This is a genomic window from Nonomuraea sp. NPDC050786, from assembly GCF_040654115.1.
In the GTDB taxonomy this organism is placed as follows: Bacteria; Actinomycetota; Actinomycetes; order Streptosporangiales; family Streptosporangiaceae; genus Nonomuraea.
On record NZ_JBFAHJ010000051.1, the window covers coordinates 1 to 24,168 of the forward strand.

The 24,168-nt window shown below is 70.2% G+C and carries 19 protein-coding genes; 12 read left to right on the forward strand and 7 right to left on the reverse strand.

Annotation, left to right across the window (positions count from 1 at the left end; all coding sequences use genetic code 11):
• Nucleotides 1-198 precede the first annotated feature (198 nt).
• Entirely contained in the window at nucleotides 199-1,218 is a 1,020-nt protein-coding gene (locus tag AB0H84_RS50605; protein ID WP_357621128.1) for a hypothetical protein, read from the reverse strand.
• Nucleotides 1,219-1,318: 100 nt separating this feature from the next.
• Here AB0H84_RS50605 and AB0H84_RS50610 point away from each other — a divergent pair, with 100 nt between their 5' ends.
• Nucleotides 1,319-1,969 (forward strand): TetR family transcriptional regulator, encoded by a 651-nt coding sequence (locus AB0H84_RS50610; RefSeq protein WP_357621130.1) that lies wholly within the window; start codon nucleotides 1,319-1,321, stop codon nucleotides 1,967-1,969.
• Nucleotides 1,970-2,129: 160 nt separating this feature from the next.
• Here AB0H84_RS50610 and AB0H84_RS50615 read toward each other — a convergent pair whose 3' ends face one another.
• Nucleotides 2,130-2,876 carry an aminoglycoside phosphotransferase family protein gene (locus AB0H84_RS50615; RefSeq protein ID WP_357621132.1) on the reverse strand — a complete coding sequence of 249 codons (747 nt, stop codon included), beginning with the start codon at nucleotides 2,874-2,876 and terminating at the stop codon, nucleotides 2,130-2,132.
• 367 nt (nucleotides 2,877-3,243) lie between these two features.
• On the opposite strand from AB0H84_RS50615, the gene AB0H84_RS50620 reads away from it, so the two are divergent.
• The 3 genes from AB0H84_RS50620 (at nucleotide 3,244) to AB0H84_RS50630 (ending at nucleotide 7,791) form a co-directional block, all read left to right on the forward strand.
• A complete protein-coding gene (locus tag AB0H84_RS50620; protein ID WP_357621133.1) occupies nucleotides 3,244-4,950 on the forward strand; it encodes a hypothetical protein in 1,707 nt (568 codons plus the stop codon).
• Between the two features lie 160 nt (nucleotides 4,951-5,110).
• Nucleotides 5,111-6,757, forward strand: a complete 1,647-nt coding sequence (locus AB0H84_RS50625; RefSeq protein WP_357621135.1) for a PP2C family protein-serine/threonine phosphatase — start codon at nucleotides 5,111-5,113, stop codon at nucleotides 6,755-6,757.
• Nucleotides 6,754-7,791, forward strand: coding sequence for a cobalamin-dependent protein (locus AB0H84_RS50630; RefSeq protein ID WP_357621137.1), 1,038 nt, complete (start codon nucleotides 6,754-6,756; stop codon nucleotides 7,789-7,791). The genes AB0H84_RS50625 and AB0H84_RS50630 overlap by 4 nt, the downstream gene beginning before the upstream one ends.
• Before the next feature lie 35 nt (nucleotides 7,792-7,826).
• On the opposite strand, the gene AB0H84_RS50635 is transcribed toward AB0H84_RS50630, so the two are convergent.
• The gene (locus AB0H84_RS50635) at nucleotides 7,827-8,495 is read right to left on the reverse strand and encodes a GntR family transcriptional regulator (protein WP_357621139.1); all 669 of its coding nucleotides are present in this window, start codon (nucleotides 8,493-8,495) and stop codon (nucleotides 7,827-7,829) included.
• A gap of 105 nt (nucleotides 8,496-8,600) precedes the next feature.
• On the opposite strand from AB0H84_RS50635, the gene AB0H84_RS50640 reads away from it, so the two are divergent.
• Genes AB0H84_RS50640 through AB0H84_RS50660 form a run of 5 tightly spaced genes read left to right on the forward strand, consistent with a single transcriptional unit; the run spans nucleotide 8,601 to nucleotide 14,354 of the window.
• Nucleotides 8,601-9,659 (forward strand): sugar ABC transporter substrate-binding protein, encoded by a 1,059-nt coding sequence (locus AB0H84_RS50640; protein ID WP_357621141.1) that lies wholly within the window; start codon nucleotides 8,601-8,603, stop codon nucleotides 9,657-9,659.
• 27 nt (nucleotides 9,660-9,686) lie between these two features.
• Nucleotides 9,687-10,772 (forward strand): mandelate racemase/muconate lactonizing enzyme family protein, encoded by a 1,086-nt coding sequence (locus tag AB0H84_RS50645; RefSeq protein WP_357621143.1) that lies wholly within the window; start codon nucleotides 9,687-9,689, stop codon nucleotides 10,770-10,772.
• Nucleotides 10,769-11,839 carry an ABC transporter permease gene (locus tag AB0H84_RS50650; RefSeq protein WP_357621145.1) on the forward strand — a complete coding sequence of 357 codons (1,071 nt, stop codon included), beginning with the start codon at nucleotides 10,769-10,771 and terminating at the stop codon, nucleotides 11,837-11,839. The genes AB0H84_RS50645 and AB0H84_RS50650 overlap by 4 nt, the downstream gene beginning before the upstream one ends.
• The gene (locus AB0H84_RS50655; RefSeq protein ID WP_357621147.1) at nucleotides 11,836-12,837 is read left to right on the forward strand and encodes an ABC transporter permease; all 1,002 of its coding nucleotides are present in this window, start codon (nucleotides 11,836-11,838) and stop codon (nucleotides 12,835-12,837) included. The genes AB0H84_RS50650 and AB0H84_RS50655 overlap by 4 nt, the downstream gene beginning before the upstream one ends.
• Nucleotides 12,834-14,354, forward strand: coding sequence for a sugar ABC transporter ATP-binding protein (locus tag AB0H84_RS50660; RefSeq protein ID WP_357621149.1), 1,521 nt, complete (start codon nucleotides 12,834-12,836; stop codon nucleotides 14,352-14,354). The genes AB0H84_RS50655 and AB0H84_RS50660 overlap by 4 nt, the downstream gene beginning before the upstream one ends.
• On the opposite strand, the gene AB0H84_RS50665 is transcribed toward AB0H84_RS50660, so the two are convergent.
• From AB0H84_RS50665 to AB0H84_RS50680, 4 genes are read right to left on the reverse strand one after another with little or no spacing between them, the layout of a single operon-like run.
• Nucleotides 14,344-15,246, reverse strand: coding sequence for a carbohydrate ABC transporter permease (locus AB0H84_RS50665; RefSeq protein WP_357621151.1), 903 nt, complete (start codon nucleotides 15,244-15,246; stop codon nucleotides 14,344-14,346). The genes AB0H84_RS50660 and AB0H84_RS50665 overlap by 11 nt on opposite strands.
• Complete coding sequence (locus AB0H84_RS50670; RefSeq protein ID WP_357621153.1) at nucleotides 15,243-16,124, reverse strand: sugar ABC transporter permease; 882 nt, start codon at nucleotides 16,122-16,124, stop codon at nucleotides 15,243-15,245. The genes AB0H84_RS50665 and AB0H84_RS50670 overlap by 4 nt, the downstream gene beginning before the upstream one ends.
• Entirely contained in the window at nucleotides 16,124-17,491 is a 1,368-nt protein-coding gene (locus tag AB0H84_RS50675) for an extracellular solute-binding protein (RefSeq protein ID WP_357621155.1), read from the reverse strand. Before AB0H84_RS50675 ends, AB0H84_RS50670 begins: the two co-directional genes overlap by 1 nt.
• Before the next feature lie 12 nt (nucleotides 17,492-17,503).
• Nucleotides 17,504-19,357, reverse strand: a complete 1,854-nt coding sequence (locus AB0H84_RS50680; RefSeq protein ID WP_357621157.1) for a beta-L-arabinofuranosidase domain-containing protein — start codon at nucleotides 19,355-19,357, stop codon at nucleotides 17,504-17,506.
• A 132-nt stretch (nucleotides 19,358-19,489) separates the two neighbouring features.
• Between AB0H84_RS50680 and AB0H84_RS50685 the strand changes: the two genes are divergently transcribed.
• The 3 genes from AB0H84_RS50685 to AB0H84_RS50695 all read left to right on the forward strand — a co-directional run bounded on the left by AB0H84_RS50685 (nucleotide 19,490) and on the right by AB0H84_RS50695 (nucleotide 24,167).
• A complete protein-coding gene (locus AB0H84_RS50685) occupies nucleotides 19,490-20,521 on the forward strand; it encodes a LacI family DNA-binding transcriptional regulator (RefSeq protein ID WP_357621158.1) in 1,032 nt (343 codons plus the stop codon).
• 261 nt (nucleotides 20,522-20,782) lie between these two features.
• Nucleotides 20,783-22,648, forward strand: a complete 1,866-nt coding sequence (locus AB0H84_RS50690) for an Ig domain-containing protein (protein WP_357621160.1) — start codon at nucleotides 20,783-20,785, stop codon at nucleotides 22,646-22,648.
• A 19-nt stretch (nucleotides 22,649-22,667) separates the two neighbouring features.
• Nucleotides 22,668-24,167 (forward strand): Ig domain-containing protein, encoded by a 1,500-nt coding sequence (locus AB0H84_RS50695; RefSeq protein WP_357621162.1) that lies wholly within the window; start codon nucleotides 22,668-22,670, stop codon nucleotides 24,165-24,167.
• Nucleotide 24,168 lies beyond the last annotated feature (1 nt).

Here is a 24,168-nt window from a genome sequence, read left to right on the forward strand (position 1 = left end):
CGGATCCTGTTCGGCCTGGGCTTCTACCCGATGCTCCAGCAGGCGTACGCCGACCGGCTCAAGACCTGGGCCGACTGGCAGGACCTCTCGGCGGAGGCCCAGGGCAACGCCGCCCTGCAGGCCGCGGTCTGAGCCCTGCCCGGCCCTGAGCGGCGGTAGCAGGGCTGCGGTGGCGTCCAGAGGGGCGATCCGGTCTGGTCAGCCGCGGTAGTAGTCGGCCAGCGCGGCGAAGGCTGCCTTGGGTTCCCACGGCATGTCCGGGTACGTGTCGCCGTTGCGGTCTTCGAGAACCTTGACGATGCCGGGGCTGGCCAGGTCGAGGTCGTGGCGAGGGTCGTCGGGGCGGTGCGGGAAGCCGTCGAGGGCGAAAAGGTACACGAAGGCGCTGTCAACCCCTTCGGTCTCGAAGATCTCCAGCAACTCGCGCAGGTAGGCGGCCTGGCCGGCTTCGTCGCGGACGTAGTCCCCGTTCAGCCCGACCGGGCGACCGGTCTGGTCATACTCGACGATCTCCATGCTGCGCGGTGCGACGTCGCCAGCGCCCCGCCAGGTGGCCGTGCCGAAACCGGTGATCGCGACCGGCTTTCCCTGCGCGACAAGGGTGCGCACGCCCTCCCGGAACTGGTCGGCCACCTCGGCGGAGCGGATGAGTTCGACGGACATGATGTCGAAGAGGGTCCAGTCGACCCGCTCGAACGGTATGCAGGCGTAGGTGATCTTACCCCGGAAACGTTCGCGTACCGCCGTGACGGCCTCGCCGAGAAAGTCGTTGAGGCGGGCGCTCACCTCGGCGAGCCGCTCGGCCCGGCCGTCGGGCCGGCTCAACAGCTGACCGAGTCGCTCTTCTACGTCGTCACCGGGAAAGAACCCCCGGTTCATGATGCTGAGCTCGACACCGGCGACGAACACCACGTCGGCTCCCGCCTTACGGACCCGCTCCGCCCGCTGCGCGCAGTCGGTGAACAGCGACAGGATCTCCGTGGTCGTCATTTCCAGCGGATAGGGCGAGAACCAGACCTCCAGCCCGAGCTCGGCGGCGCAGCGGGCCGCCAGTTCCAGCCGCTCCGGATCGCCACCGACGATGTGAACGGCATTGCAGTGCAGGTCATCACGGATGATGGCCAGCTCCCGCCTGACCACGTCGAGCTCGAAGCGCTCACGAGAGATCGCCCCGTTGCGAACAAAGCCGGTGTCGTACGCGATGCCTTTGACACGCATGGTTCCGTCCTTCCTGTGGGGATCAGACGGCCTGACAGTAGAGCGAAACATGCGTGCACGCAAGTTTGCGTGTACGCACTTTAGCTGGGATGCTTGGACGGTGACGACACGACGGACGGGGCTGCGCGAGCAGAAGAAGCAGGCCACCAGGGAGGCGTTGCGCGAGGCGGCCCTGCGGCTGGCCCTGGAGCGCGGACCGGAGAGCGTGCGCGTCGACGACATCGCCGAGGCGGCCGGCGTCTCGCCGAGGACCTACAACAACTACTTCTCCAGCCGCGAGCAGGCGATCGTCGCCGCCGTCACCGCCGAACGAGAGGCACGGGTCGCGGCGGCGGTCGCTGCCCGGCCCGCCGTCGGCCTCGCCGACGCCGTGGTCGAGGCGGTCGTGGAGCAGTACACCGATCCAGGAGAGCCCCATCGCGATGCGCTGCTGCTGATCACCACCCGACCCGCGCTGCGCGAGGCATTCGTCGACACCGCCGGCGCGGTCGAACATCCCCTCACCGACGCGATCGCCGGACGCCTCGGCGACACCGACCCGCACACCGCCCGTGTGCTCGCGGCGAGCGTGGCCGCCGCGATCCGCGTCGCGCTCGAACAGTGGCTGCACACCACTGCCGCCTCCGTCACGTCCGGAGGGCTCGTCGTGCCGTCCGGCTCGCTACCGGATCTCCTGCGCACCACGCTCGCCCCCCTCACTCCCGCACTCGACGCCGCGGAGCAACAGGCACGCCGCCGCCGGCCTCAGTGAGCCGCCGTTCGCGGACACCGCCTTCCCCGATCGGCAATGGCTGCCGGACCTGGCCGAGTGGCACATCACCAAGGCGCTCACCGTCGCCTGACGGCTCAGCTCCACCGAAGAGGCGAGAACGGCAGTGCGGACGAGGACGCCGAGCACGAGGGGCAGGGCGCTAGCCGCGCTCCTCCAGCCAAGCGAGAACGGCACTGACGAAACCGTCGACGTGCGACAAGGGTCTGCCGGTGAACACCGCATGGAGGTGCTCGACCCCGACCGCGTCGTTCCAGGCCCAGGAGCGCCGGTAGGTCTCCTCGTCGGTGGCCGCGCGGAGGACGGCCCAGCCGTGCCAGGTCGCGACGAGTGCCCCGTCGATCGCCGGGTCGGACAGGATCGCCAGGTCCCAGTCGAGGACGCCGGTCAGCTTGCCGTCCTTGCCGAAGTGGACATTGCTGCCGCCGAGGTCGCCGTGGACGAGCCTGGCCGGGACCTCCTCGAGCGCCAGCAGCGTGTCCAGCCGCTGCCGAACTCCGTCACGCCACTTCGTCGGCAGGCGCGGAATGATCTCGTCGCTCAGGATGTCGGCCCATCCCAAGCCCTCGGCGTACCGGCGCGGCCTGTGGAGAACGGCCTCGAGCGACGGCGAGATCTCAACCTCGCGCAGTGCCTCCAGGAGCAGGCCGAACGCCGCCGGGTCCCCGATGCCTTCCGGCAGCCACTCGCCGTCGATCCACGAAACCGCGACGGCCGCGCGTTCCCCGAACGTGGCCACCTCAGTCAGCGGCTCCGGCACGGCGAAAGGCAGACCGGCCGCCGCAACGGCTCGGAGAATCTCGACCCGGCGCGGCAGCGCGGCGGCGGCACCGGGGCGCTTGCTGATCCGCACTGCGGCGACGCCGGGGAACAGCACGACGTGGTGCATATTCCCCTGCTCGGCAAGGCGCGCGGAGCCAAGAGGAGCGTCGGGGACAAGTGCTTCAGCGATTTCCAGCAGATCGGCGGGGACTGGTTGGGGCATCCCGTCATTCTGTCGGACGATCACATACGGCGAAGCCCTCTTTTACCTTTTGTAGTATTTTGCCGCAGGCCATCTATTCCTGACGCCGACAGCAGCAGAGCGGGGCGGAAATCATGACGGCTGATCGGCGGTGGAGAGCGCTCGTTTCCGCTGTGTCCGCCTGTACGGCGGTGCCGCGCTAAGATCGCGTCCCGTGCCTTCGGATGATTTATGGCGGATTATCAGGATTGGATTAGTAGGGCTGGTTCTTGCGGCGACAGCTGCGGGCCTGGTGCTCGGCGACGCCTGGCTCTGGGTGGCCGTCGAATGGTCGCCGCCGTCCTATGCGGGCTTCTACACGCGCGACGGAATCGACACCCCGACGACTGTGGCGCTGCTCGTGGCCGCCCCGGTGAAGGCCGCGCTCCTGTGGCTGATCCTGCGTGCCCCCAAGCCCGGACCGCTGGACCGCCGGGCGAAGGCGCTGCGCGGGCTGCTGTATCTGGCGGTGGCGTACGCCCTCGTGCTGTGGTACCCGATCTCGCTGCTCCCCGACGCGGTCGTCGCGGCATTCCAGCTCGCGCTGTGGACCACGATCGACGTCCTCTACCTGCTCGTCATCCGCTGGCGGTCCGGCATGCTGCGCGCGGCGGCCGGAGTGATGTTCGCGATCGAGCTGGCCAGGATGGCCAACGAACTGCTCGACGAGCTCGACCTCCCAGAGCTTGGATCGAGCGACATCGTCGAGATGGGCCTGATGCTGTGCGGAGTGGCGTCGACCGCCATCACGGTCATCGGGCAGCGGCGCGACGGCCGGTGGAGCCGCGGCACGCAGGCCGCCGGGTGGTTGTCGGTGGGCATCTACGCGCTGACGGTCCCGCTCAACCTGCTCCTCGGAACGATCTCCAGCGGCGGCTATCTGGTGGTGGCGCTGGTCATGGTGAACGCGGTGTGGCTCGTCAACACCGTATGGATCGCGGCGACCGCCCGTGAACTGCCCGATGGGGGCCGCCCGGCGGAGCTCCCGCCCGCGCGGCGGCGCGCGATCCGCGTCGCGGTGGCGGCCGTGGCCGTACTGCCGATCACCGCGATGATCCATCCGGAGGAGAGCGCGCACCTCACCTACACCGGCTGGTCGATGGAGTGCTATGACCGGCCGAACTTCGGCGACCTCAAACCTGCGGAACGCGAAGCCGCGTTCCTGTGCCGGGCGCGGAGCACAGAAGGTGGAGCCCCGCCCATGTTCCCGGACAGCCTGTCGGACCAGGCGATCCTCGCGTACGGGCGGGCGCTGTGCCGGACGAACGACCGCGACGAGCAGAAGGCGATTCTGACGCGGGCCGGGAGCGCGCGGCCCGCGTGGGGCGCGGACCCGTGGGACCTCGTCTACGTATGCCCGGAGATCATCGGCGCGACCAATCCCGAGCTGCTGCGGTCGACCACGGAGACGGAGGACGCCAACGCCGCTTACATCGCCGAGGAGAACGCGAAGTGCCGCGACCCGTGGCCCCGGACGAAGGGTGCCGCCCAGGCCACGGCCAAATACTTCCTGTTCGTCGACGGCGATCCCGGCTATCTGGTCCAGGACCCCGCGGACGCGGCGGCCGACAAGGCGGCGGAGCAGGCGACGGACAAGGCCTACGACGACAGCGCCCGGATCGGCGTGGCCGGCAGCGCGGCACTCATCGGGCACGTCGCAGACGTCACGAATCTCTGCCTCACGGTGAAGGCGTTCCGCACCGCGCCGCCACGGCGGACGGCCGGGTGGGATCAGGTCAACGAGGTGCCGATCGTCAGCCGCAGCGGCCGGCTCACCGTGCCGTACATGGGCGAGGGCGGAGAGGTGGGCGCGGGCGCTCCGATGCCGAACCTGGCGATCGCGGGGAAGGGCCGCTACCGGCTCCGTGTCTACGTGCGGGTCGACGACGGAGAGGAGGAGGAACACCTGGTCGTCGTGTACCCGGGTGCGTCGAGGAAGAGGCTGAAGCTGAAGCCGTGAGCGGTGGACGTGCCCGGGGGAACGCGCCGGTCAACGCGTGGCAGGGGCGGTCGGCCGGGGGTGAAGTTACTGCAAAGAACCCCATCACGTGCGGAAGGCCACGGACCGCACCACGTAGAGTGACGGATCTGGAGAGGGGTGGGGGCGAGGCACGGTCGGGATGGTGTGGGAAGACGCGCCGTACCCGATGCTGGCGATCAACGCCGCCGGCATCATCGAGCAGGCGAACGAGGCGGCCCGCCTGCTGCTCGCCGGCGCGGCCGCCGGCGTACCGCTGGCGCGGGTCACCCCGGCCTGGCTGGCGCGGGCCCACCGCGAGATCTGCGCAGGGCTCGGCACCGGCCAAAGCACCGGGCTCGGCACTGACCCAAGGTCCGGGCTCGGCGCCGGCCGAAGGGCCGGACGCGAGCAGGCCCGCGGTCCCATCGGCACGTCGGTGTTCGAGGCACATCCCGTACACGTCGACGGCGATCGTGTCACGTGGTGGCTCGTCGACGCCGACGATTATCAACGGGCCGTCGAGGCGCTGCACGCCGAGCGGGCCTGGACCGCGTTCATGGTCGAGGCCTCCGTCGAACTGCTCTCCTCCCTGAACCTCGAGCGCTGCCTGGAGGCGACCGCGCGCCTGGCCGCCCGGCGGTTCGCCGACGCCGCGCTGGTGGTGCTGCCGCTGGCCCCTCGCCAGCACGCGATCGTCTACTGCGATCCGCGGGGTGAGGTGGTCCGCGAGAGTGCGTCCATCGACTCCCGTACGGTTTCGGGGCTCACGGAGGCGCTGCAGGGTTTCCCCCCGACGCCCACCCGCTGGATCGATCCGGCCGAGGCTCCCGACTGGGTGCTCCGAGGCAGGCGCGGTGACGTGGGCTCCGTGGCGGTGACCGCGCTGCCCGGCCACGGCCTGCCCGCGGGCGCCCTGGTGCTGCTGCGCCGCACCCGTCAGGCCGGCTTCTCCGACGACGAGCAGGTCTTCGTGCCGCTGTTCACCGCGTGGGCCGGCGCGGCGATCTCCGTCGCGCGGCTCTACGCCGAGCAGGGGGCCATCGCCGAGACCCTGATGGCCGGGCTGCTGCCGCCCGCGGCGCCGCCGCTGGAGGGCGTGGAGCTGGCGGCCCGCTACCGGCCCGCCGGCGACAGCGAGCGGGTCGGCGGCGACTTCTACGACGTGCATCCCGTCGCCGGCTCAGGGCGGGAGTCGCTGGTGGTGCTCGGCGACGTGTCCGGGAAGGGCCTGGAGGCCGCCGTGTTCACGGGCAAGATCCGTAACATCCTGCGCGCCCTGGTGCCGCTGGCCGACGACCACCATCGCGTGCTGGAACTGCTGAACAGCGTGCTGCTGACCGACGCCGATCCGACCCACTACGTCACGCTCGTCCTGGCCTCGATCGGGCGCCGCGGACCGCAGGTCGCGCTGCGGCTGACCAGTGCCGGGCACCCGCTGCCGCTGATCGTGCGGAACGACGGCGGCGTGGAGCCGGTCCGCACCACCGGCACGCTGATCGGCCTGGTCGAGCCCATCACCAGCGCCACCGAGTCGGTGCTGCTGGAGCCCGGCGAGACGTGCCTGCTCTACAGCGACGGCATCGTCGAGGCCAGGGGCGGCCCGCTCGGCGATGAGTTCTTCGGTGAGGAGCGGCTGTGCGAGCAGCTCCGCAGGTGCGCCGGCATGTCTCCCGAAGCCCTGGCCGATCGCGTCCAGATGCTGGCGTGCCAGTGGGTGGGCGAGGGGGAGCACGACGACATGGCGGTCGTCGCCATCACCGCGCCCCGCGAAGGGTCGCCCGACGCGGCTGGACAAGGGGTGCCGTGAGATACGACGTCAAGGAACGTGTCGACACGTTGTGGGCGGCGGCGACGGCCGGCGACGAGCACGCCGCCGCCGACGCGGCGCTGGCCACGCTCGACGCCGGGGTCCCGATGGAGACCCTGCTGCTGGACGTCGTCGCCAAGGTGCAGTCGCGCGTCGGGCAGGAGTGGGCGACCAACCGCATCACGGTCGCCCAGGAGCACACCGCCACGGCCGTCAACGAGCGCGTGCTCGCCACACTGGCCCGTCACCCCTCCGTGCGGAGGGATCCGGAGCCCGGCAGGGGCCGCGTCACGGTGGCATGCGTGCACGGCGAGTGGCACGCGTTCCCGGCGCGGCTGCTGGCCGAGGTGCTGCGCCTGCGCGGCTGGCACGTCGACTACCTGGGCGCGCAGGTGCCCACGCCGTACCTGGTCGAACACCTGCACCGGACGAACCCGGACGCGGCGGCGCTGTCCGCTTCGCTCGCGACCCGGCTGCCCGCCGCGCACGCGGCGATCACGTCGTGCCAGGCGGCGGGTACGCCGGTGCTGGCCGGTGGCGCGGCCTTCGGCCCGGACGGCCGCTACGCCCGCCTGCTCGGAGCCGACGCCTGGGCCCCCGACGCGGGCGCCGCCGCCGACCTGCTGGCCGGCGGGCCGCTGCCGCGCCGGCCCCCGCCCGGTCGGGGCGCCGACGGGCCACACCTGGCCGGTCACGAGTACGCCACTCTCACCGGGTCCGCCGGGGACCTGGTGAGAGGCGCCGTGGCAGAGCTGACCCGGCGCGTCCCCGAGGCGGCGGCGGCTTACGCGGAGCACCAGCTCGGACATCCGGCCGAGGACGTCGCGTACATCGTCGGCTTCCTCGGGGCCTCCCTGTACGTCGACGACCCCGGGTTGTTCGTCTCCTACGTCGGCTGGACGGCGGAGATGCTCGCGGCCCGCGGTATCCCGGCGCGCGTGCTGCTCTCCGTCCTGGACGCGCTCGCCGGTCGCCTGCGCGGACTCCCCCACGCCCTCGCCACGCTGGCGGAGGCGCAAGCCGTACTGGGCTGATCCGGACCGTACGGACGGGCGCCGGCCGGAAGGCGTCAGTCGAACGCCGTCAGCTGGCGCTCGCGTGCCTCGCTCACGTGTCTCCGCATCGCCGCCTCGGCCGCGTCCGGATCTCCGGCCTCGATGGCCGCGGCGACGCGCTGATGCTCCTCGATCGTCGTGCCGGCGTGCGCGTAGGGGAAGTATCTCCGGTGCAGGTGGAGGTGGACATGCAGGCGCTCGAGACCTTCGCGGAGCAGGGGATTGCCGGACGCCTCGGCGATGAGGTCGTGGAAGCGGGCGTCATGGGTGGTGAAGGCGGCGTGCCAGCCGCCGGGGTCGTCGGGCTCCTGGGAGATGGAGGTGGCGGCCTCCGCGACGATCGCCTCGCGCTGCGCTGAGGTGGCCCGCTCGGCGGCCAGGCGTGCGGCGGCGCACTCCAGCAGCAGCCGCATCTCGAACATGTGGTCGAACTCGGCACGGGTGAGCAGCGGGCTGACCGTGTAGCCCACCAGGGGGCGCTTGCGGACCAGCCCGTCGGACTCCAGACGGGCCAGGGCCTCGCGGATCGGTGTCTGGGACACCTCGAGGTCGCGGGCCAGCGCGTCGATGTTGACGCGGTCGCCGGGCTGCATGCTGTGCTCGAGGATCCGCGCTCTGAGCACGTCGTAGACGTCGTCGCCGAGCGTCGACCGCCTCAGCCGAATCCGTTCGGTGGGTGCCATCGGGCCCATCCTCCCACGAACGTCAGGTCTTGACGTTCTGACGACCACGGACTATACCTCCATGAAACATCCTATAGGATCTATGAATCTTCGAGAGGCGCGGCCATGAATGGACGACCACTGGTCAGGCTCGGCGGGCTGGCTGCCGCTCTGCTGCTCGCCGTCACCGCCACCGCCGGTTGCACGAGGAAGAGCGACGGCACGGCGCAGGCCGGCCCAGCGGCCCGGACACCCGGCCAGGTCAAGATCGCCCTGGTCCCCGGCGGGGCACACCCCTACTTCCAGCCGTGGAAGGACGCGGCCGCCAAGGCCAAGGCCGAGCTGGGCGTCGGAGACGTCACCTTCAACGAGACCTCCGACTGGGACCAGACCAAGCAGAACGACGTGCTGAAGTCCCTCGCCGCGCAGGGCTACAACGCCTTCGGCGTCTTCGGCGTCTCCCCGGAGAACATCAACGCCACCTTCGAGGACCTCAGAAAGCAGGGCTTCCCGGTCGCCTCGCTGGCGTCCTGCCCGGCCGGCGACGTCGACAAGGCGGACTTCTGCCTGTCCACCGACGTCCAGCTGGCCGCCTACAAGGCGGCGCAGGCCGCGATCGAGGCCATGGGCGGCCAGGGCGACCTCGTGCACCTGACCGGCAACAAGGTCGACTCCAACACCCAGCGTCGCATCGCGGGGGTGCAGAAGGCGGTGGACGAGACCGGCGGGAACGTCAAGCTCCTGCAGACCGTGACCGACGTGGACAAGGACCTGCAGACGGCGCAGAAGGCCGTCGCCGACCTCCTCGCCGCCAAGGGCGACCGGATCCAGGGCATCGTCAACACCGCCTACAACCCCGCGGTCGCCTCGGCGGAGGGCGTCAAGCGGGCCAAGCTGCCGATCAAGGTCGTCGCGATCGACGACGACAAGACCATCCTGGCCGGCATCGCTGACGGCTCGGTCGCGGCGACCGTGCTGCAGAACCCGGTGGGCCAGGCGTCCGTCGGGTCGTACGCGCTGACGAAGCTCGCGGGCGGCTGCACGATGGCGCAGCCGGGAGTGATCGTCGACTCCGGCTCCTTCGTCGTGACCAAGGCCGACATCGACACCTACGACACGGACCGGCAGGCGAGGACGGACGAGCTGAAGAAGGCGTTCGACAGCCAGTACCTGTCCTGCAAGTAGTCCACGACCCCCAGGAGGAGCCTCCCCTTGCCCGCGATCATCCACGCCGAGGCGTATCTCGTCGACCTGGAGGTCGAGACCGTACGCACCGACGCCGTCCAGTCGTTCATCAAGCAGGAGACCGTCTTCGTCGAGGTCCGGACGGACGACGGCGGCACCGGCACCGGCTACACGTACACGATCGGCACCGGCGGCACCGCCGTGCTCGCCCTGCTGCGCGACTACCTGCTGCCCAGACTGGTGGGCGCGGACGCCCGCCGGGTGGAGGCCGTCTGGCACGACCTGTTCGCCGCGACCCGGGCGACCACGGTCGGCGCGATCACCTCCCTGGCCCTCGCCGCCGTCGACACGGCCCTGTGGGACTGGCGCTGCCGCGACGCGGGCCAGCCGCTCTGGGTCCTGGCGGGAGGCGCGAAGGAGCGCATCCCGCTGTACGACACCGAGGGCGGCTGGCTGCACCTCACCACCGACGAGCTCATCGCCGGCGCCAAGGCGAGCCAGGCCGCGGGCTGGCCCGGCGTGAAGCTCAAGATCGGCCGCTCCCCCGTGGAGGACGCGGAGCGGCTGGCCGCGGTGCGTGCGGCGGTCGGGCCGGACTTCGACCTGATGCTCGACGCCAACCAGTCGCTCACCCCCGCGGAGGCCGTCAGGCGGGCCCGGCTCCTCGAGCCGTCCGACCCGTACTGGTTCGAGGAGCCGCTGCCGGCCGATGACGTGGCCGGGCACCAGGCGCTGGCCGCGGCCGCCTCGATCCCCGTCGCGGTCGGCGAGTCGCTCTACTCCGTGGCGCAGTTCCGCGAGTACCTGCACCGGCAGGCGGCCGGCATCGTGCAGGTGGACGTGGCGCGCATCGGCGGCATCACGCCCTGGCTCAAGGTCGCGCACCTGGCCGAGGCGTACAACGTGCCGGTATGCCCGCATTTCCTCATGGAGCTTCACGTGAGCCTCTGCTGTGCGGTGCCGAACAGCCGCTACCTGGAGCACATCCCCCAGCTCAGGGCGATCACGCGGCGGGAGATCGAGGTCGCCGACGGGCACGCCCTGGCGCCGGCCTCCCCCGGGCTCGGCATCGAGTGGGACCGCGACGCGATCGACGACCGGAGAGTCCGGTGAGCACGAGGACCGCGACGCCGCCGGAGACGCCCGCGGCGGGTTCGCCGGGAGCGCGCGGGCGGCCGGGAATGCCGCTGTGGGCCAACCCCCGGCTCGGGCTGCTCGTCCTGCTGATCGTCCTGGTCGCGCTCTTCACCGCGCTGCGGCCGGCGTTCATGAACACCACGCTCACGCTCGTGCCGCTGCAGTCGGACATCAGCGTGTACGCGGTCGTCGGTCTCGCCCAGCTGGCCGTCCTGTCGCTGGGGCACATGAACATGGCCGTCGGCCGGATGGCGGCGATGAGCGCGTTCGCCATGGGACTCGCCTACGACCGGCTCGGCGTGCCGCTGGTGGCCGGCCTGGTGATCGGGCTGGTCGTGGGCACGTCGCTCGGCGCGCTGGCCGGGCTGATCATCTCGCGTACCGGAGTCAACTCGTTCGTGGTCACGCTGGCGATGGACTTCGCCCTGGTGGGGCTCATCACGATCCTCTACACCAGGTTCACCGACGGCGTCGCCTTCAGCGGCCGGCCCGCCGGCATGGACGCGCTGCGCAACGACACGTTCGCCGACTACTGCATGGGCGACCTGTGCGGTCCGCGCATCCCTCTCGTCGTGCCGCTCGCCCTGGTCGCGGTGCTGGTGGTGGGGGTGCTGTTCCGCTTCAGCAGGCTGGGCCGGGAGATCCTGATGACCGGCGCCAACGAGAGGGCGGCGGAGCTGTCCGGCATCCCCGTACGGAGCCGGGTGGTGCAGGCGCACGCGCTCAGCGGGCTGCTCGCCGGGCTGGCCGGCTTCCTGCTCGCCGCGAACAACGGGGCGTTCTCGGCGCGCATCGGCGACGCGTTCCTGCTGCCGTCGTTCCTCGGGCCGGTGCTCGGCGGGACCCTGCTGGCCGGCGGCGCCGTCAGCGTGCTCGGCACGGTGCTGGGCGCGGCGCTCACCCAGGTCATCTCCAAGGGCCTGAACCTGCTGCAGTTCCAGCTCGACCAGCTCAATCTCTACATCGGCCTGGTGCTGCTCGCCGCGCTCTCGCTCGACCGGGTGCGCCACGTCGTCGCGGAACGAAGGGGGGCACGGGCATGAGCAGCGGTATGAGCACCGGCACCACGACAGCCGGCCGCGCCGGGCGGCTCAAGGACCTCTCCGCCCGGCCGGAGTTCACCCTCGCCGTGCTGGCCGCCGCCGGATTCGTCGCGCTCGCCGTCGCCACGGACGGCAACCTGCTCTCGCGCGGCACGCTGGACGCGTTCTTCCGCTTCCTCGCGGTCCCGATCGTGATCGGGCTCTCCCAGATGGTGGTGCTGGCCATCGGCCAGATGAACCTGGCGGTGGGCGCGCTCACGGGACTGTGCGCCATGGTCGCGGCGTGGCTCATGCTCGAGGGCGGGCTGCCCGCCCCGCTGGCCGTGCCGGCCGCGCTCGGGGTCGGCCTCGCCGCCGGTCTCGTCAACGGGCTGCTCGTCGTGTTCACCCGGATCAACGGCTTCATCGTGACCCTCGCCACCATGACGATCATCGAGGGGCTGCGGTACGGGATCAACGGCCCGGACACCTTCCAGGGCTACTCGCCAGGGCTGCGCGAGCTCGGCGCGGCCTCGGTGCTCGGGCTGCCGGTCGTCCTCGTCCTCGCGCTGGCGGCGGCCGTCCTGGTGGCCCTGTTCTTCGGCCGGGCGGTCATGGGCCGGCAGTTGCTGGCGAGCGGCGGCAGCCCGTTCGCCGCGCGGCTGTCCGGCATCTCCAACGACCGGTCGATCGTCATCGCGCACGGGCTGAGCGGCCTGCTGGCCGGGGTGGCCGCCGTCATCACGGTCGCCGCCTCCGGCTCCGTCAACTCGAGCATCGGCGACGATCTGCTGCTGCCGAGCTTCGCCGCGCCGATCATCGGCGGGGTGGCGCTCACCGGCGGGGTGGTCAGCGTCGCCGGCACCTGCCTCGCGGCGTTCCTGGTCCGGCTGGTGGACGTCATGCAGGCGCAGTTCGGCATCAACCCGCGCTGGATCGACCTGATCGTCGGCGCGGTCGTCCTCGGTGCGGTGCTGCTCGGCACCGCACGCCAGAAGCTGTCGAAGGGGTCGTCATGATGCTGACCGCCGAGAACCTGGTGAAGACGTTCCCGGGAGTCCGTGCGCTGGACGGGGCCACGTTGCGGCTGGCCGGGGGCAGCGTGCACGCCCTGCTGGGCGAGAACGGCGCGGGCAAGAGCACGCTGATCAAGATCCTGACCGGGGTGCACCGCCCGGACGGCGGGCGGATCGCGCTCGGCGGCTCCGAGCTGCATCTGACCGGGCCGCTCGACGCCCAGCGGGCCGGCATCGGCGTGGTGCACCAGGAGCGCAACCTGATCCCCGCCTTCTCCATCGCCGAGAACATCCTGCTGCACCACCTGCCGCGGCGTCTCGGCCTCGTCGACCGGGCGCGCATGCGCGCCGAGGCCCGCCGCTGCCTCGGCCTGCTCGATCTGGACCTCGACCCGGACACCCCGGTCTCCCGGCTGTCCGTGGCGCAGGCGCAACTGGTCGAGATCGCCAAGGCGCTGAGCGTCGACAGCAAGGTGCTGCTGCTCGACGAGCCGACCGCGTCGCTCACCGGGGACGAGGCCGACCGCCTCTACGGGATCGTGCGCAGGCTGCGCGACAGCGGGCACGCCGTCGTGCTGGTCAGCCACAAGCTGGAGGAGGTGTTCGCGGTCGCGGACACGGTCACCGTGCTGCGCGACGGGCGCAGCGTCGCCGAGGCCGAACCGCTCGCCGGCTACACGCAGGACCAGACCGTCGACCTCATGGTCGGGCGGGCGTACTCCTCCGTCCGCCTCGCCGAGCGGCACGTCGACCCGGCGACGCCGCCCGCCCTGCGGCTGGAGAAGGTGTGCACCGCGCGGGGCCACCGCGACGTCTCCCTGGCCGTGCGCCCGGGAGAGATCCTCGGGCTGTACGGCCTGGTCGGGGCCGGCCGGAGCGAGCTGGCCAAGGCGCTGCTCGGGCTCGACCGCATCACCTCGGGGACGGTGGAGGTACGGGGCCGTCCGGTGCGCATCCGCGACGTCGGTGACGCGCTCCGCGGCCACCGCATCGGCTACGTGACCGAGAACCGCAAGGAAGAGGGCCTCTTCCTCGACCAGTCGATCGCCCGCAACGTCGGCGTCACCGTGTGGCGGCGCCTGGCCAGGGCCGGGCTGGTGACCGACCGGGCGGAACGCCGCCTGGTGGCCGGGTACGCCGACCGGCTGGGCATCCGGATCTCCTCGCCGTCCCAGCTCGCGGGCCAGCTCTCCGGCGGCAACCAGCAGAAGGTCAGCCTCGCGAAGTGGCTCGCCGCCGCATGCGAGATCCTCATCGTGGACGAGCCGACGGTCGGCATCGACGTACGCACCAAGGCGGCCTTCCACGAGCTGATCGCCGAGCTGGCGGAAGCCGGGCTGGCGCTGCTGCTGATCTCGTCGGACCTGCCGGAGATCGTCACCCTCGCCGACCGGATCGCGGTCATGGACGGCTTCAGCCTCCGCGGCGAGCTGGTCAACGACCACGACTACGCCCGGATGAGCCAGGCGATCATCCGGCTGATCCACACGAGACCCGCGGAGGTGGCGCCTAGCTCTTGATGCCGGTCAGCGTGACCCCTTCGATGAAGTACCGCTGCAGGAAGAAGAAGAGCGCGATGATCGGGGCGATCACCGCGGCCGACGCCGCCATGAGGTAGCCCCACTGGGTGATGTACATGCTCTGGAAGGAGGCCAGCCCCAGCGACAGCGTGTAGTTCTCCTCGTTCTGCAGGTACAGCAGCGGCCCCAGGAAGTCGTTCCAGGTGCCGATGAACGTGAAGATGGTCACCACGATGATCGCCGGCTTGGACAGCGGCATGACGATCGTCCAGAACACCCGCCACGGGGAGGCCCCGTCGATGTAGGCGGCCTCGTCCAGCTCGAACGGGATCGTCAGGAAGAACTGCCTGAGCAGGAAGATGTTGAACACGCCCCCGCCCGCCCCCGCGAACCAGCTGGGCACGGTGAGGGGCGCGATCGTGTCGATCGCGTCGAGCTGCTGCCACATGACGAACGTCGGGATGAGCGTCACCGCGTACGGGAGCATCACGCCGCTCAGCAGCAGTGCGAAGATCACGTTGCGCCCGCGCCAGCGCAGCCGGGAGAAGCTGAAGGCCGCGACCGCGCAGGTCAGCACCGTGCCGAGGACGCTGATGACGGCGATGACCAGCGTGTTGAAGAAGTAGCGGCCGAAGGGCTGGGTGGTGAGCGCCTCGGTGAAGTTCGACCACTGGAACGGCGAGGGCAGCCACTGGGGCGGCGAGACGAACATCTGCGCGTCCTGCATGAGCGCGCTGCGCACGAGCCAGACGAACGGCAGCAGGGTCGGGATCGACCCGGCCACCAGCGCCACGTACAGCAGGGCCCGGCCGTACCTGCGGGGTTTGCGCAGGCCCTCCGTGGGAGCCACCCGGGCCGCGCGGGTCTTGTCCGGGGTCGCCAGGGCGGTCATCGTGCGCCTGCCATCTCGTAGTAGACCCAGCGGCGGGCGTTTCTGAACATCAGGAACGTCACCACCATGATGATCATGAACAGGGTCCAGGCGAGCGCGCTGGCGTAGCCCATCTCGCTCTCCGTGAACGCCTTGCGGAACAGGTAGTAGACGTAGAAGAGCGTGGCGTGGTTGGGGCCGCCCTCGGTCATCACGTACGCCTGGTTGAAGACCTGGAAGGTGCCGACGACACCGACCACCAGGTTGTAGAAGATGGTCGGCGTCATCATCGGCAGCGTGACGTGCCAGAAGCGCCGCCACGCGCCGCCGCCGTCGATCGAGACGGCCTCGTACAGGTGCCTCGGCACGCCCTGCAGCCCCGCCAGGAAGATCACCATGGTGTTGCCGAAGCCCCAGGTGCTCATGATGATCATTGAGGGCACGGCCGTCGACTCGCCGTAGATCCACTGGGAGCCGGGCAGGCCGCCCTCCCGGAGCAGGGAGTTCAGCAGGCCGAAGTCCGGGTTGAAGATCCAGATCCAGAGGACGACGTTCGCGATGGCCGGGACGAGCGTCGGCAGGTAGAAGATCGTCCGCCAGATGGCCAGGCCGCGCACCTTCTGGTTGAGCAGCATGGCCACGGCGAAGCTGACGATCAGCGCCAGCGGCACCGCGCCGAGCGTGTAGTACGTGGTCGTGCTCAGCGACTTCCAGAACAGCTCGTCCTTGACCATGGTGGCGTAGTTGTCCAGGCCGATGAAGGACGGCGAGGCGCCGATCGTCCAGTCGGTCAGGCTGAAGAACGCCGAGGCCACCATGGGGCCGACGGTGAAGATGACGAACCCCAGGATGGCAGGGAGCGCCATCAGGATGCCCCAGCGCGTTTCGAGGCGGCGCATCAGAGCTCCTGGGTGTGCTGCCAGCCCTGGAGCATGCTGGTGATCTTGGGCGTGACTTCCTTGAGGATCTCCGCGGCCGGGCGCTTGCCGGTCTCGATCTCCTGCAGCGCGGGGGTGAGCACGTCACTGCTGATCGTGGACATGTTCTTGACGCGATTGCCAAACGTGGGCACGCCGTGGTCGCGGGCGTAGTCCACCACGGCGGTGCGGAACTCCGGCGGGTGCAGCTCGTTCTTCGTCCAGGAGTCGATGGCCGCCTGGTCCTCGTAGTACTTCTTCTCCTGCGGCATCCACAGGCCCTTGGCGAACAGGTCGACGTAGCGCGGGTCGTTGTGGAAGGCGAACAGCTCGACCGCCTCCTGCTCGTGCTTGCTCCCCGCGAACACCGCCGAGGCGCCCGCCACCTGGCTGGCGGTGAACGGCTCCTTGTACTTGGGCAGCACGCCGATGCCGTAGTCCACCTTGCTCTCGTTCATGTCGAGCAGGCTCCAGTGGCCGTCCACGACCATGGCCACCCGCTTGGTCTTGAGCAGGATGTTGGTGCCCGGCGCGTCGTCGCCGGTCGCGGCGAGTTGCCCGGGGCCGGGAGCGACGCGGTGCTTGTAGACGAGGTCCTGCAGATTCTGGAAGACCTGGATCGCCTCGGGCGTGTCGAGCAGGCACTTCTTGCCGCTCTCGTCGGCGAAGTCCACGCCGTTGCTGCGCAGGAACCCGTACCAGGCCGCGCCGTAGGTGATGCTGCTGGAGATGCCGAACTGCTTGATCTGCTTCGGGTCGAAGCCCGACTCGTCCGGGTGCTTGCCGTTCTGGTCGATCGTCAGCTTGTAGGCGTTCTCGACCATCTGATCCCACGTCCAGGCGGAGGCGGCGTCGGCGGGCGGCGTGACCCCGGCGGCCGCGACGGCGGACTTGCTGAACCACAGCAGCTCGATCTCGTTGGCCGTCGCGACGCCGTGCAGGTTGTCCTGGCCGCTCCACAGGTACGCGTCCGGCAGGTAGCCGGCCAGCTGCGGATATTTCTTCAGATAGGGGAACAGGTTGACCAGCTTGCCCTGCTGGCCCAGCCGGTACGACATCGCCAGCGGCACATACCCGGCGTCCGGGAGCCGGTTGCTGGCCACGAGCGTGTTGAGCTTCACGTCGTACTCGTCGGGCGTGTAGAGCGGCTTGACCTTCACCCCCGCGTGCTTCTGCTCGTACTGCTTGAGCATCCGCTCGACGGCCGCCTTCTCGAACGTCGAGCCCCAGTACATGAACTGCAGCTGCACGTTCTTCCCGCCCGAGCCGGAGCCCGAGCCGCCGCAGGCCGAGGCCGTGGCGCCGAGGGCGGCGAGCCCGCCCAGCTTCAACAGGTCGCGTCTTCTCATCCGCGTCTTTCCTTACGCGAGGGGGATCCAGACCCGCATCGCGCCGCCGTCGCGGTTGTCCCACTGGAAGTAGGGGACGGCGGTCGCTTTCACGCCGGTGCTGGTCGCCAGGGGTTTCGTGGTGTACGGCAGGCCGCCGACCGGCTGGTGCACGGCGACGGCGTCGGTTTCGATCAGTACGGTGCGGCCGACGCCCTCGAGGTCGTCGACGGGCTTGACCCGCAGCGGGGCCTGCGGGTTCAGGACGAGGTCGTCGACCTCCACGCCGTCGGGCTGGTCGGCGTTCTCGAAGCAGTAGACGAGCGGTCCGCGCTCCAGCGCCACGGAGCCCCTGACCGCGTCGATCCTGCGGTGGGGGTAGGTGATCCTGGGCGTCATGTCGAGCCGGAGCTCGACGGTGTCACCGGCCTGCCAGCCGCGGCGCAGCCGGAAATATCCGTCCTCGCCGGCCCGGGCCGGGCGGTCGTCGACGTACGTGGCCTCGCTCCAGGCCGGGATGCGCAGGGCGAGCTCCCAGTCGCCCGCCTCCTCGACCGTGATGCGGACGAGCCCGTCCCACGGGTAGTCGGTCTCGATCCGGATCTTCCCGGCGACGGTGCCCGGGACGTACTGGTGCAGTTGCAGGCCGGAGTCGCCGGTCGTGGCCACGTAGGCGCCGAGCGAGGCCACCAGGCGCATGATGTTCGGGGGACAGCAGGCGCACGCGAACCACTCCCTGCGCCGCCCGAGGTAGGCGTCCTCGACGAGGTCGTTCCTGCGCTGGAGCGGGTTGACGTAGAAGAAGCGCAGGCCGTCGGCCGAGGTGGAGGCGGCGAAGGCGTTGTAGAGCGTGCGCTCGATCAGGTCGGCGTGGCGGCCGTGGCCGGTGGCCAGGAGCAGCCGCCAGTTCCAGTGGATGCTCGCGATGGCGGCGCAGCTCTCGCTGTAGGCGCGGTCGGGCGGCAGCTCGTACCGCTCGCCGAACGCCTCGCCGTCGTGGCGCGAACCGTGGCCGCCCGTGATGTACGTCTTGGTGGCGACCATGTCCTCCCAGCGGCGCAGCGAGCACTCCAGCAGCGACTCGTCGCCGGTCTCCAGGTAGACGTCGACGATGCCGGCTTCCAGGTAGAGCTGGCGCACGGCGTGGCCCACCGCGGTGTCGGCCTCGCGTACGGGCAGGTGGTCCTGCGCGTACAGCATGCCCATGCCGCTGTCCTTGATGAGGCCCTTGCCGCGGTTGTCGATCAGCTTGGCCGCCAGGTCGAGGTAGGCCCGCTCGCCGGTCAGGCGGTAGAGCTCCACCAGCGCGGTCTCGACCTCCGCGTGGCCGTCGATGCCGTCGTTGCCGCCGGTCAGGAAGACGTCGACCAGGTGGTCGGCGAGGCGCCTGGCGACCTCGACCACCCCGTCGCCGATCCCGGCGCGGGCGGCCGCCACCGCGGCCTGGAACAGGTGGCCCGCGCAGTACATCTCGTGGCTGTACTCGAGCTCGGTGTAGATCTTGTCCGGCTTGACGACCTGGTAGTGCGAGTTGAGGTAGCCGTCGTCGCGCTGTGCCTTCTTCAGGACGGCCGCCGCCTGGTCGGCGAAGTCGCCGTACCCGGCCTCGGGGGCGCGGACGTGCTCCCAGGAGATCGCCTCGAGCTGCTTGTAGAGGTCGGAGTCCTGGAACCGGTAGCCCTGGAACGGCCCCTCGCCCTCTCCGCCCGCGCGGCGCAGGTTGGGCAGGGCGCCCGAGCGCTCCATCTGCTCCAGGCCCAGCGGGATGCTGGCCTCGTGGTTGATCCGCTGCCACCGCGCGAGCGGCCCGCCGGTGATGACCACGTCTGGGATCCCGAGCGGCCGCCACACTGTCCGGCCGGACGGAATGACAGGACTCTGCTGCATCTAGCTCCTCAACCTCTGCCCGTGTGAGAAAACGGTGGGAATAGGTTTTCTCAATCGGAGGGTAAGGTGTGATACATCACAGGTCAAGGGGATGCTTGTGCGCAGTAGGGTGTGACGCGAAAGGGGACACGGTTGGCCAGCCCTTCCGATGGGACAACGAGAACCGTCACGATCAGGGATGTCGCGGCGGCCGCCGACGTGTCGATCGGCACCGCGTCCAAGGCGCTCAACGGGCGGGGCCGCATGCGCGTCGAGACGCGCGACCGGGTGCTCGCCGCCGCCGAGCGGCTCGGCTTCCGGCCCAATCCGCTCGCCCAGGGGCTGCTGGCGGGCCGCACGTACACCGTGGGCCTGGTCACGGGCGACAGCTTCGGCCGCTTCAGCATCCCCGTGATGCTGGGCGCCGAGGACGCGCTGGGCGCGGGCCAGATCTCGGTGTTCATGTGCGACACGCGCGACGACCCGATCAGGGAGCGGCACTACGTCGAGCGCCTGCTGGCCAGGCGCGTCGAGGGCATCATCGTCACGGGGCGGCGCACGGAGCCGCGCCCGGGGATCGGCCGCGACCTGCCCGTCCCCGTCGTGTACGCGATGACGCAGTCCACGGACGACTCGGACGTCTCGATCATCCCGGACGACGAGGGCGGCGGGGCGCTGGCCGCCCGCCACCTCATGGCGACGGGACGCACCCGCATCGGCCACGTGACGGGCCCCCAGCGCTTCCAGGCGGCGCGGCGGCGCGCCCAGGGGCTCACCTCCGCCCTCTCCTCCGCCGGGCTGTCGCCCGCGGGCGAGATCCTGTACGGGCAGTGGAGCGAGGAGTGGGGCCGGCAGGGGGCCGACGTGCTGCTGCACGCCACGCCCGACGTGGACGCCATCTTCTGCGGGAGCGACCAGATCGCGCGGGGGGTCGCCGAGACCCTGCGCGAGCGGGGGCGGCGGGTGCCCGAGGACGTGGCGCTGGTGGGGTTCGACAACTGGGAGCCGATGGCGCTGGGGTGCCGGCCGCCGCTGACGACCGTGGACATGAACCTGGGCGAGATCGGGCGCCTGGCGGCCCGCCACCTGCTGGACGCCATCGCCGGCCAGCCGACGACCGGCGGCGTCACCATCGTCCCGGCCAGCCTGGTCCTGCGCGAGTCCACCCGCCGCGCCACCCCCTGACCCCGCGCCGGTGACGCGGCACGCACCACGCGCCACGTCCCGCTTCCGCGAACCGTGCGGCGCGAACCGTGCGGCGCGGGCGGTGCGGACGGGGGTTGACCGGTGCTGTGTAACACCTTACTGTGCGCGTGGGAAAACCTATTCCCAAAATCCTTACTAGGAGTCCGGATGGACCGAGGATCCCGCCACGCCCCCAAGGCCGCCAAGGGCGCCAGGCGAGTCACCGCAGCGGCCGTCTTACTAGCCTCCTTACTCAGCGGCGTGCCGCAGCAAGCGCACGCCGCGACCACCGCCACGGTGGTCGACATGTTCGGCAGGACCGTCAACGACTACGGCGTCAAGCTGGTCGACTGGCAGGGCTACCTGGCCAATCCGTACGTCGAGCTCACCGTCAAACCCCCGACCGGCGTGCAGTACCCGGTCACGATCGACCTCAAGGCCGAGGGCACCTCCAGGCTCATGATGGACCTGCCCAGCCAGCTGACCGCCACCGGCGCCACCAAGACGCTGACGTTCGCGAACGCGAACGACCAGAAGGTGTTCCGCCTCGCGATCCACTCCAAGCGCGGCCCCGGCCAGGATGAAAGTTACACGCTCAAGCTCAACATCCGGGACGGGTCCGGCACGACGACCCAGCAGCAGATGCCGATCCGGGTGCAGCAGGACGAGAAGACCGCGCTGCAGCCGAGCCTGCCGGTCACGTTCGACTACCGCTACGACAACATCACCGGCTACTTCAACGAGCCGAACTTCCGGACCGCCGCAGAGGAGGCCGTGAAGGACTGGTTCAGGTTCTTCGACATGCAGCCGTTCGACACCGTGGCGGCCGGGGCGGAGACCAACCACCTGCCGGGCAACGACTGGCAGAACGAGATCACGGTCACCAACAACGCCGCCTACAACGGCATGTACGTGTTCTTCCGCGGCATCCAGTCGCCGTACTCGACCGGCTACCCCGCCGCCAACGGCAAGTACAGCACCAGGAACGGCCAGCAGCTCGCGGGCCCGCTGCACCGCTCGACCGCGATGATCTTCGAGTACGACGAGGCGAACAAGAAGCTGTTCACCTCCCTGGCCGACGAGGACTGGTACAAGACGGAGATCGCGGGCTCGGTGCTCGACGTGCACGGCCTGGTCATGCACGAGTACGGCCACGCCGTCGCCTTCCACAGCGACTGGGCCGGCATGCGGTCATACGTACAGAACGCCGGGAACGATCCCGATGTCGTCGCGTATCAGGGTTACCCCGTTCCGCTGGACAGCAGCTACCACATCCCGGGCGACCAGAAGTACTGGGACCGGATCAGCGGGCAGAACGGCGGCTGGACGCACATGTTCCCCACCCGCCGGTGGATGATGACCAAGCTGTCGCTCCTGATCGCGGAGAACGCCGGGTGGAAGCTCAACCGCAACCTCACCCCGTTCCTGCCGCCGTCCATCGTCACCACCGCCCTGCCCTCGGCCACGCCGGGCACCGCCTACAGCCAGACGCTGCAGGCAAAGGGCGGCGTGCCGTTCTACGACTGGCAGGTCACCAGCGGCTCCCTGCCCGCGGGGCTGACCCTCGACCGGTTCACCGGGACGATCAGCGGCACCCCCGCCACGGCGGGCACGTCGAGCTTCACCGTGCAGCTGCGCGACTACGACAAGCTGAGCACGCCGGTGACCAGGACGTTCCAGCTGACCGTGGGCAGCGGCGGCGGGACCTCGGTGAACGTGGCCGGCAGCGCGACGCCGTCCGCCTCGTACACCTCGCCGTGGGAGAGCGTGGCGGCCATCAACGACGGCATCGACCCGCCCAGCTCGAACGACACCGTCAACAAGCGCTGGGGCACCTGGCCCAACACCGGCGCCCAGTGGGCCGAGCTCACCTGGCCGGGCAGCCAGACCCTGAAGGCCGCCGACGTCTACTTCTTCGACGACAACGACGGCGTCCGCCTGCCGGCCTCCTGGAAGCTCCAGTACTGGAACGGCAGCGCGTACGTCGACGTCCCCGGCACGTACCCGATCGCCATCAACGCCTACAACCACGTCACGTTCAACCCGATCAGCACCACCCGCTTGCGCGTGGCGCTGCAGAGCGGCCAGGCCTCGGTGGGGCTGCTCGAAGTGAAGGCCTTCACCTAGTCCACCTGGAAAGGATTCGATGAGGAAGCTCGCCGCCCTCAGCGCGCTGGCCGCCCTGGCCGGCGCGCTGTCGGTCCCCTCCCCCAGCCTCGCCGCCCGTCAGGCGGCCCCCGCGCTGGACGTGTTCGACATCTTCTACCGCAAGGTCAACGACTACGGCGTCCAGCTCGTGGACTGGCAGGGCTACCTCGCCAACCCGTACATCGAGCTGACAGTACGCGCGCCGAAGGTCCCCGGCATCCAGTACCCGCTGAAGGTGGACCTGCAGGCCAAGGGCACCTCCAGGCTGATGTTCAACATGCCGAGCGAGCTGACGGCCACCGGCGCCACCAAGTCCTTCACCCTCACCGGCCCCGCCGACCGCGAGGTCGTCCGGCTGGCCATCCACTCCAAGCAGCACGGCGGCCAGGACGAACTGCACCAGTGGATCATGAAGACCACGGACGCGTCCGGCGGCACGAACACGCAGACCATGCCGATCAGGGTGCAGCAGGACGAGAAGACCCCGCTCAGGCCCTCCATCCCCATCGACTTCGACTACCGCTACGACGACATCACCGGCTACTTCAAGGACCCCGGCGTGCGCAGGGCCGCCGAGGCCGCGGTGCGCAACTGGTTCGCCTTCTTCGACCTGAAGCCGTTCGACACCGTCCCGGCGGGCGACGAGGTCAACAAGCTGCCGGGCGACGACTGGCAGAACGAGGTCGAGGTCTCCAACGCCAAGCCGTACAACGGCATGTACGTGTGGTTCCGCGGTATCCAGACGCCGTACTCGACCGGCTACCCCACCGTCAACGGCAAGTTCCACACCCAGAACGGCAAGCCCACCCCCTACCACCGCTCCACCAGCATGATCCTCGAGTACGACGAGCAGCTGATGAAGCTGTTCACCTCGCTGGGCGACGAGGACTGGTGGAAGACCGACCTCGGCCAGGTGATCGACGTCGAGGGCCTGGTCATGCACGAGTACGGCCACGCGGTCGCCTTCCACAGCGACTGGCAGGGCATGGCCGACTACGTGGCCGCCAAGGGCAAGGACGACCAGGAGGTCATCGACTACCAGGGCTACCCCGTGCCGCTCGACACCAGCTACCACGTGCCCGGCGACGACCCGTACTGGGACCGGCTGAGCGGGCAGAGCGGCGGCTGGCGGCACGTCTTCCCGACCCGCAGGTGGGAGCTGACCAAGCTGTCGCTGCTGATCGCGGAGAACGCCGGGTGGAAGCTGAACAGGAAGCTGACCCCGTTCCTCAAGCCCTCGATCGAGACCTCCGCCGTCCCCGCGGCGAAGGCGGGCAGCGCGTACGAGCAGCGGCTCCAGGCCAAGGGCGGGGTCCCGTTCTACGACTGGCAGGTCGTCGACGGCTCGCTGCCCGCGGGGCTGAGCCTCGACCGGTTCACCGGGGCGATCACCGGCACCCCCACCACGGCCGGGACCGCCACGTTCACCGTCCAGCTCAGGGACAACGACAAGCTGAGCACCCCCGTCACGCGTGAGTACAAGCTCACGGTCGCGTGAC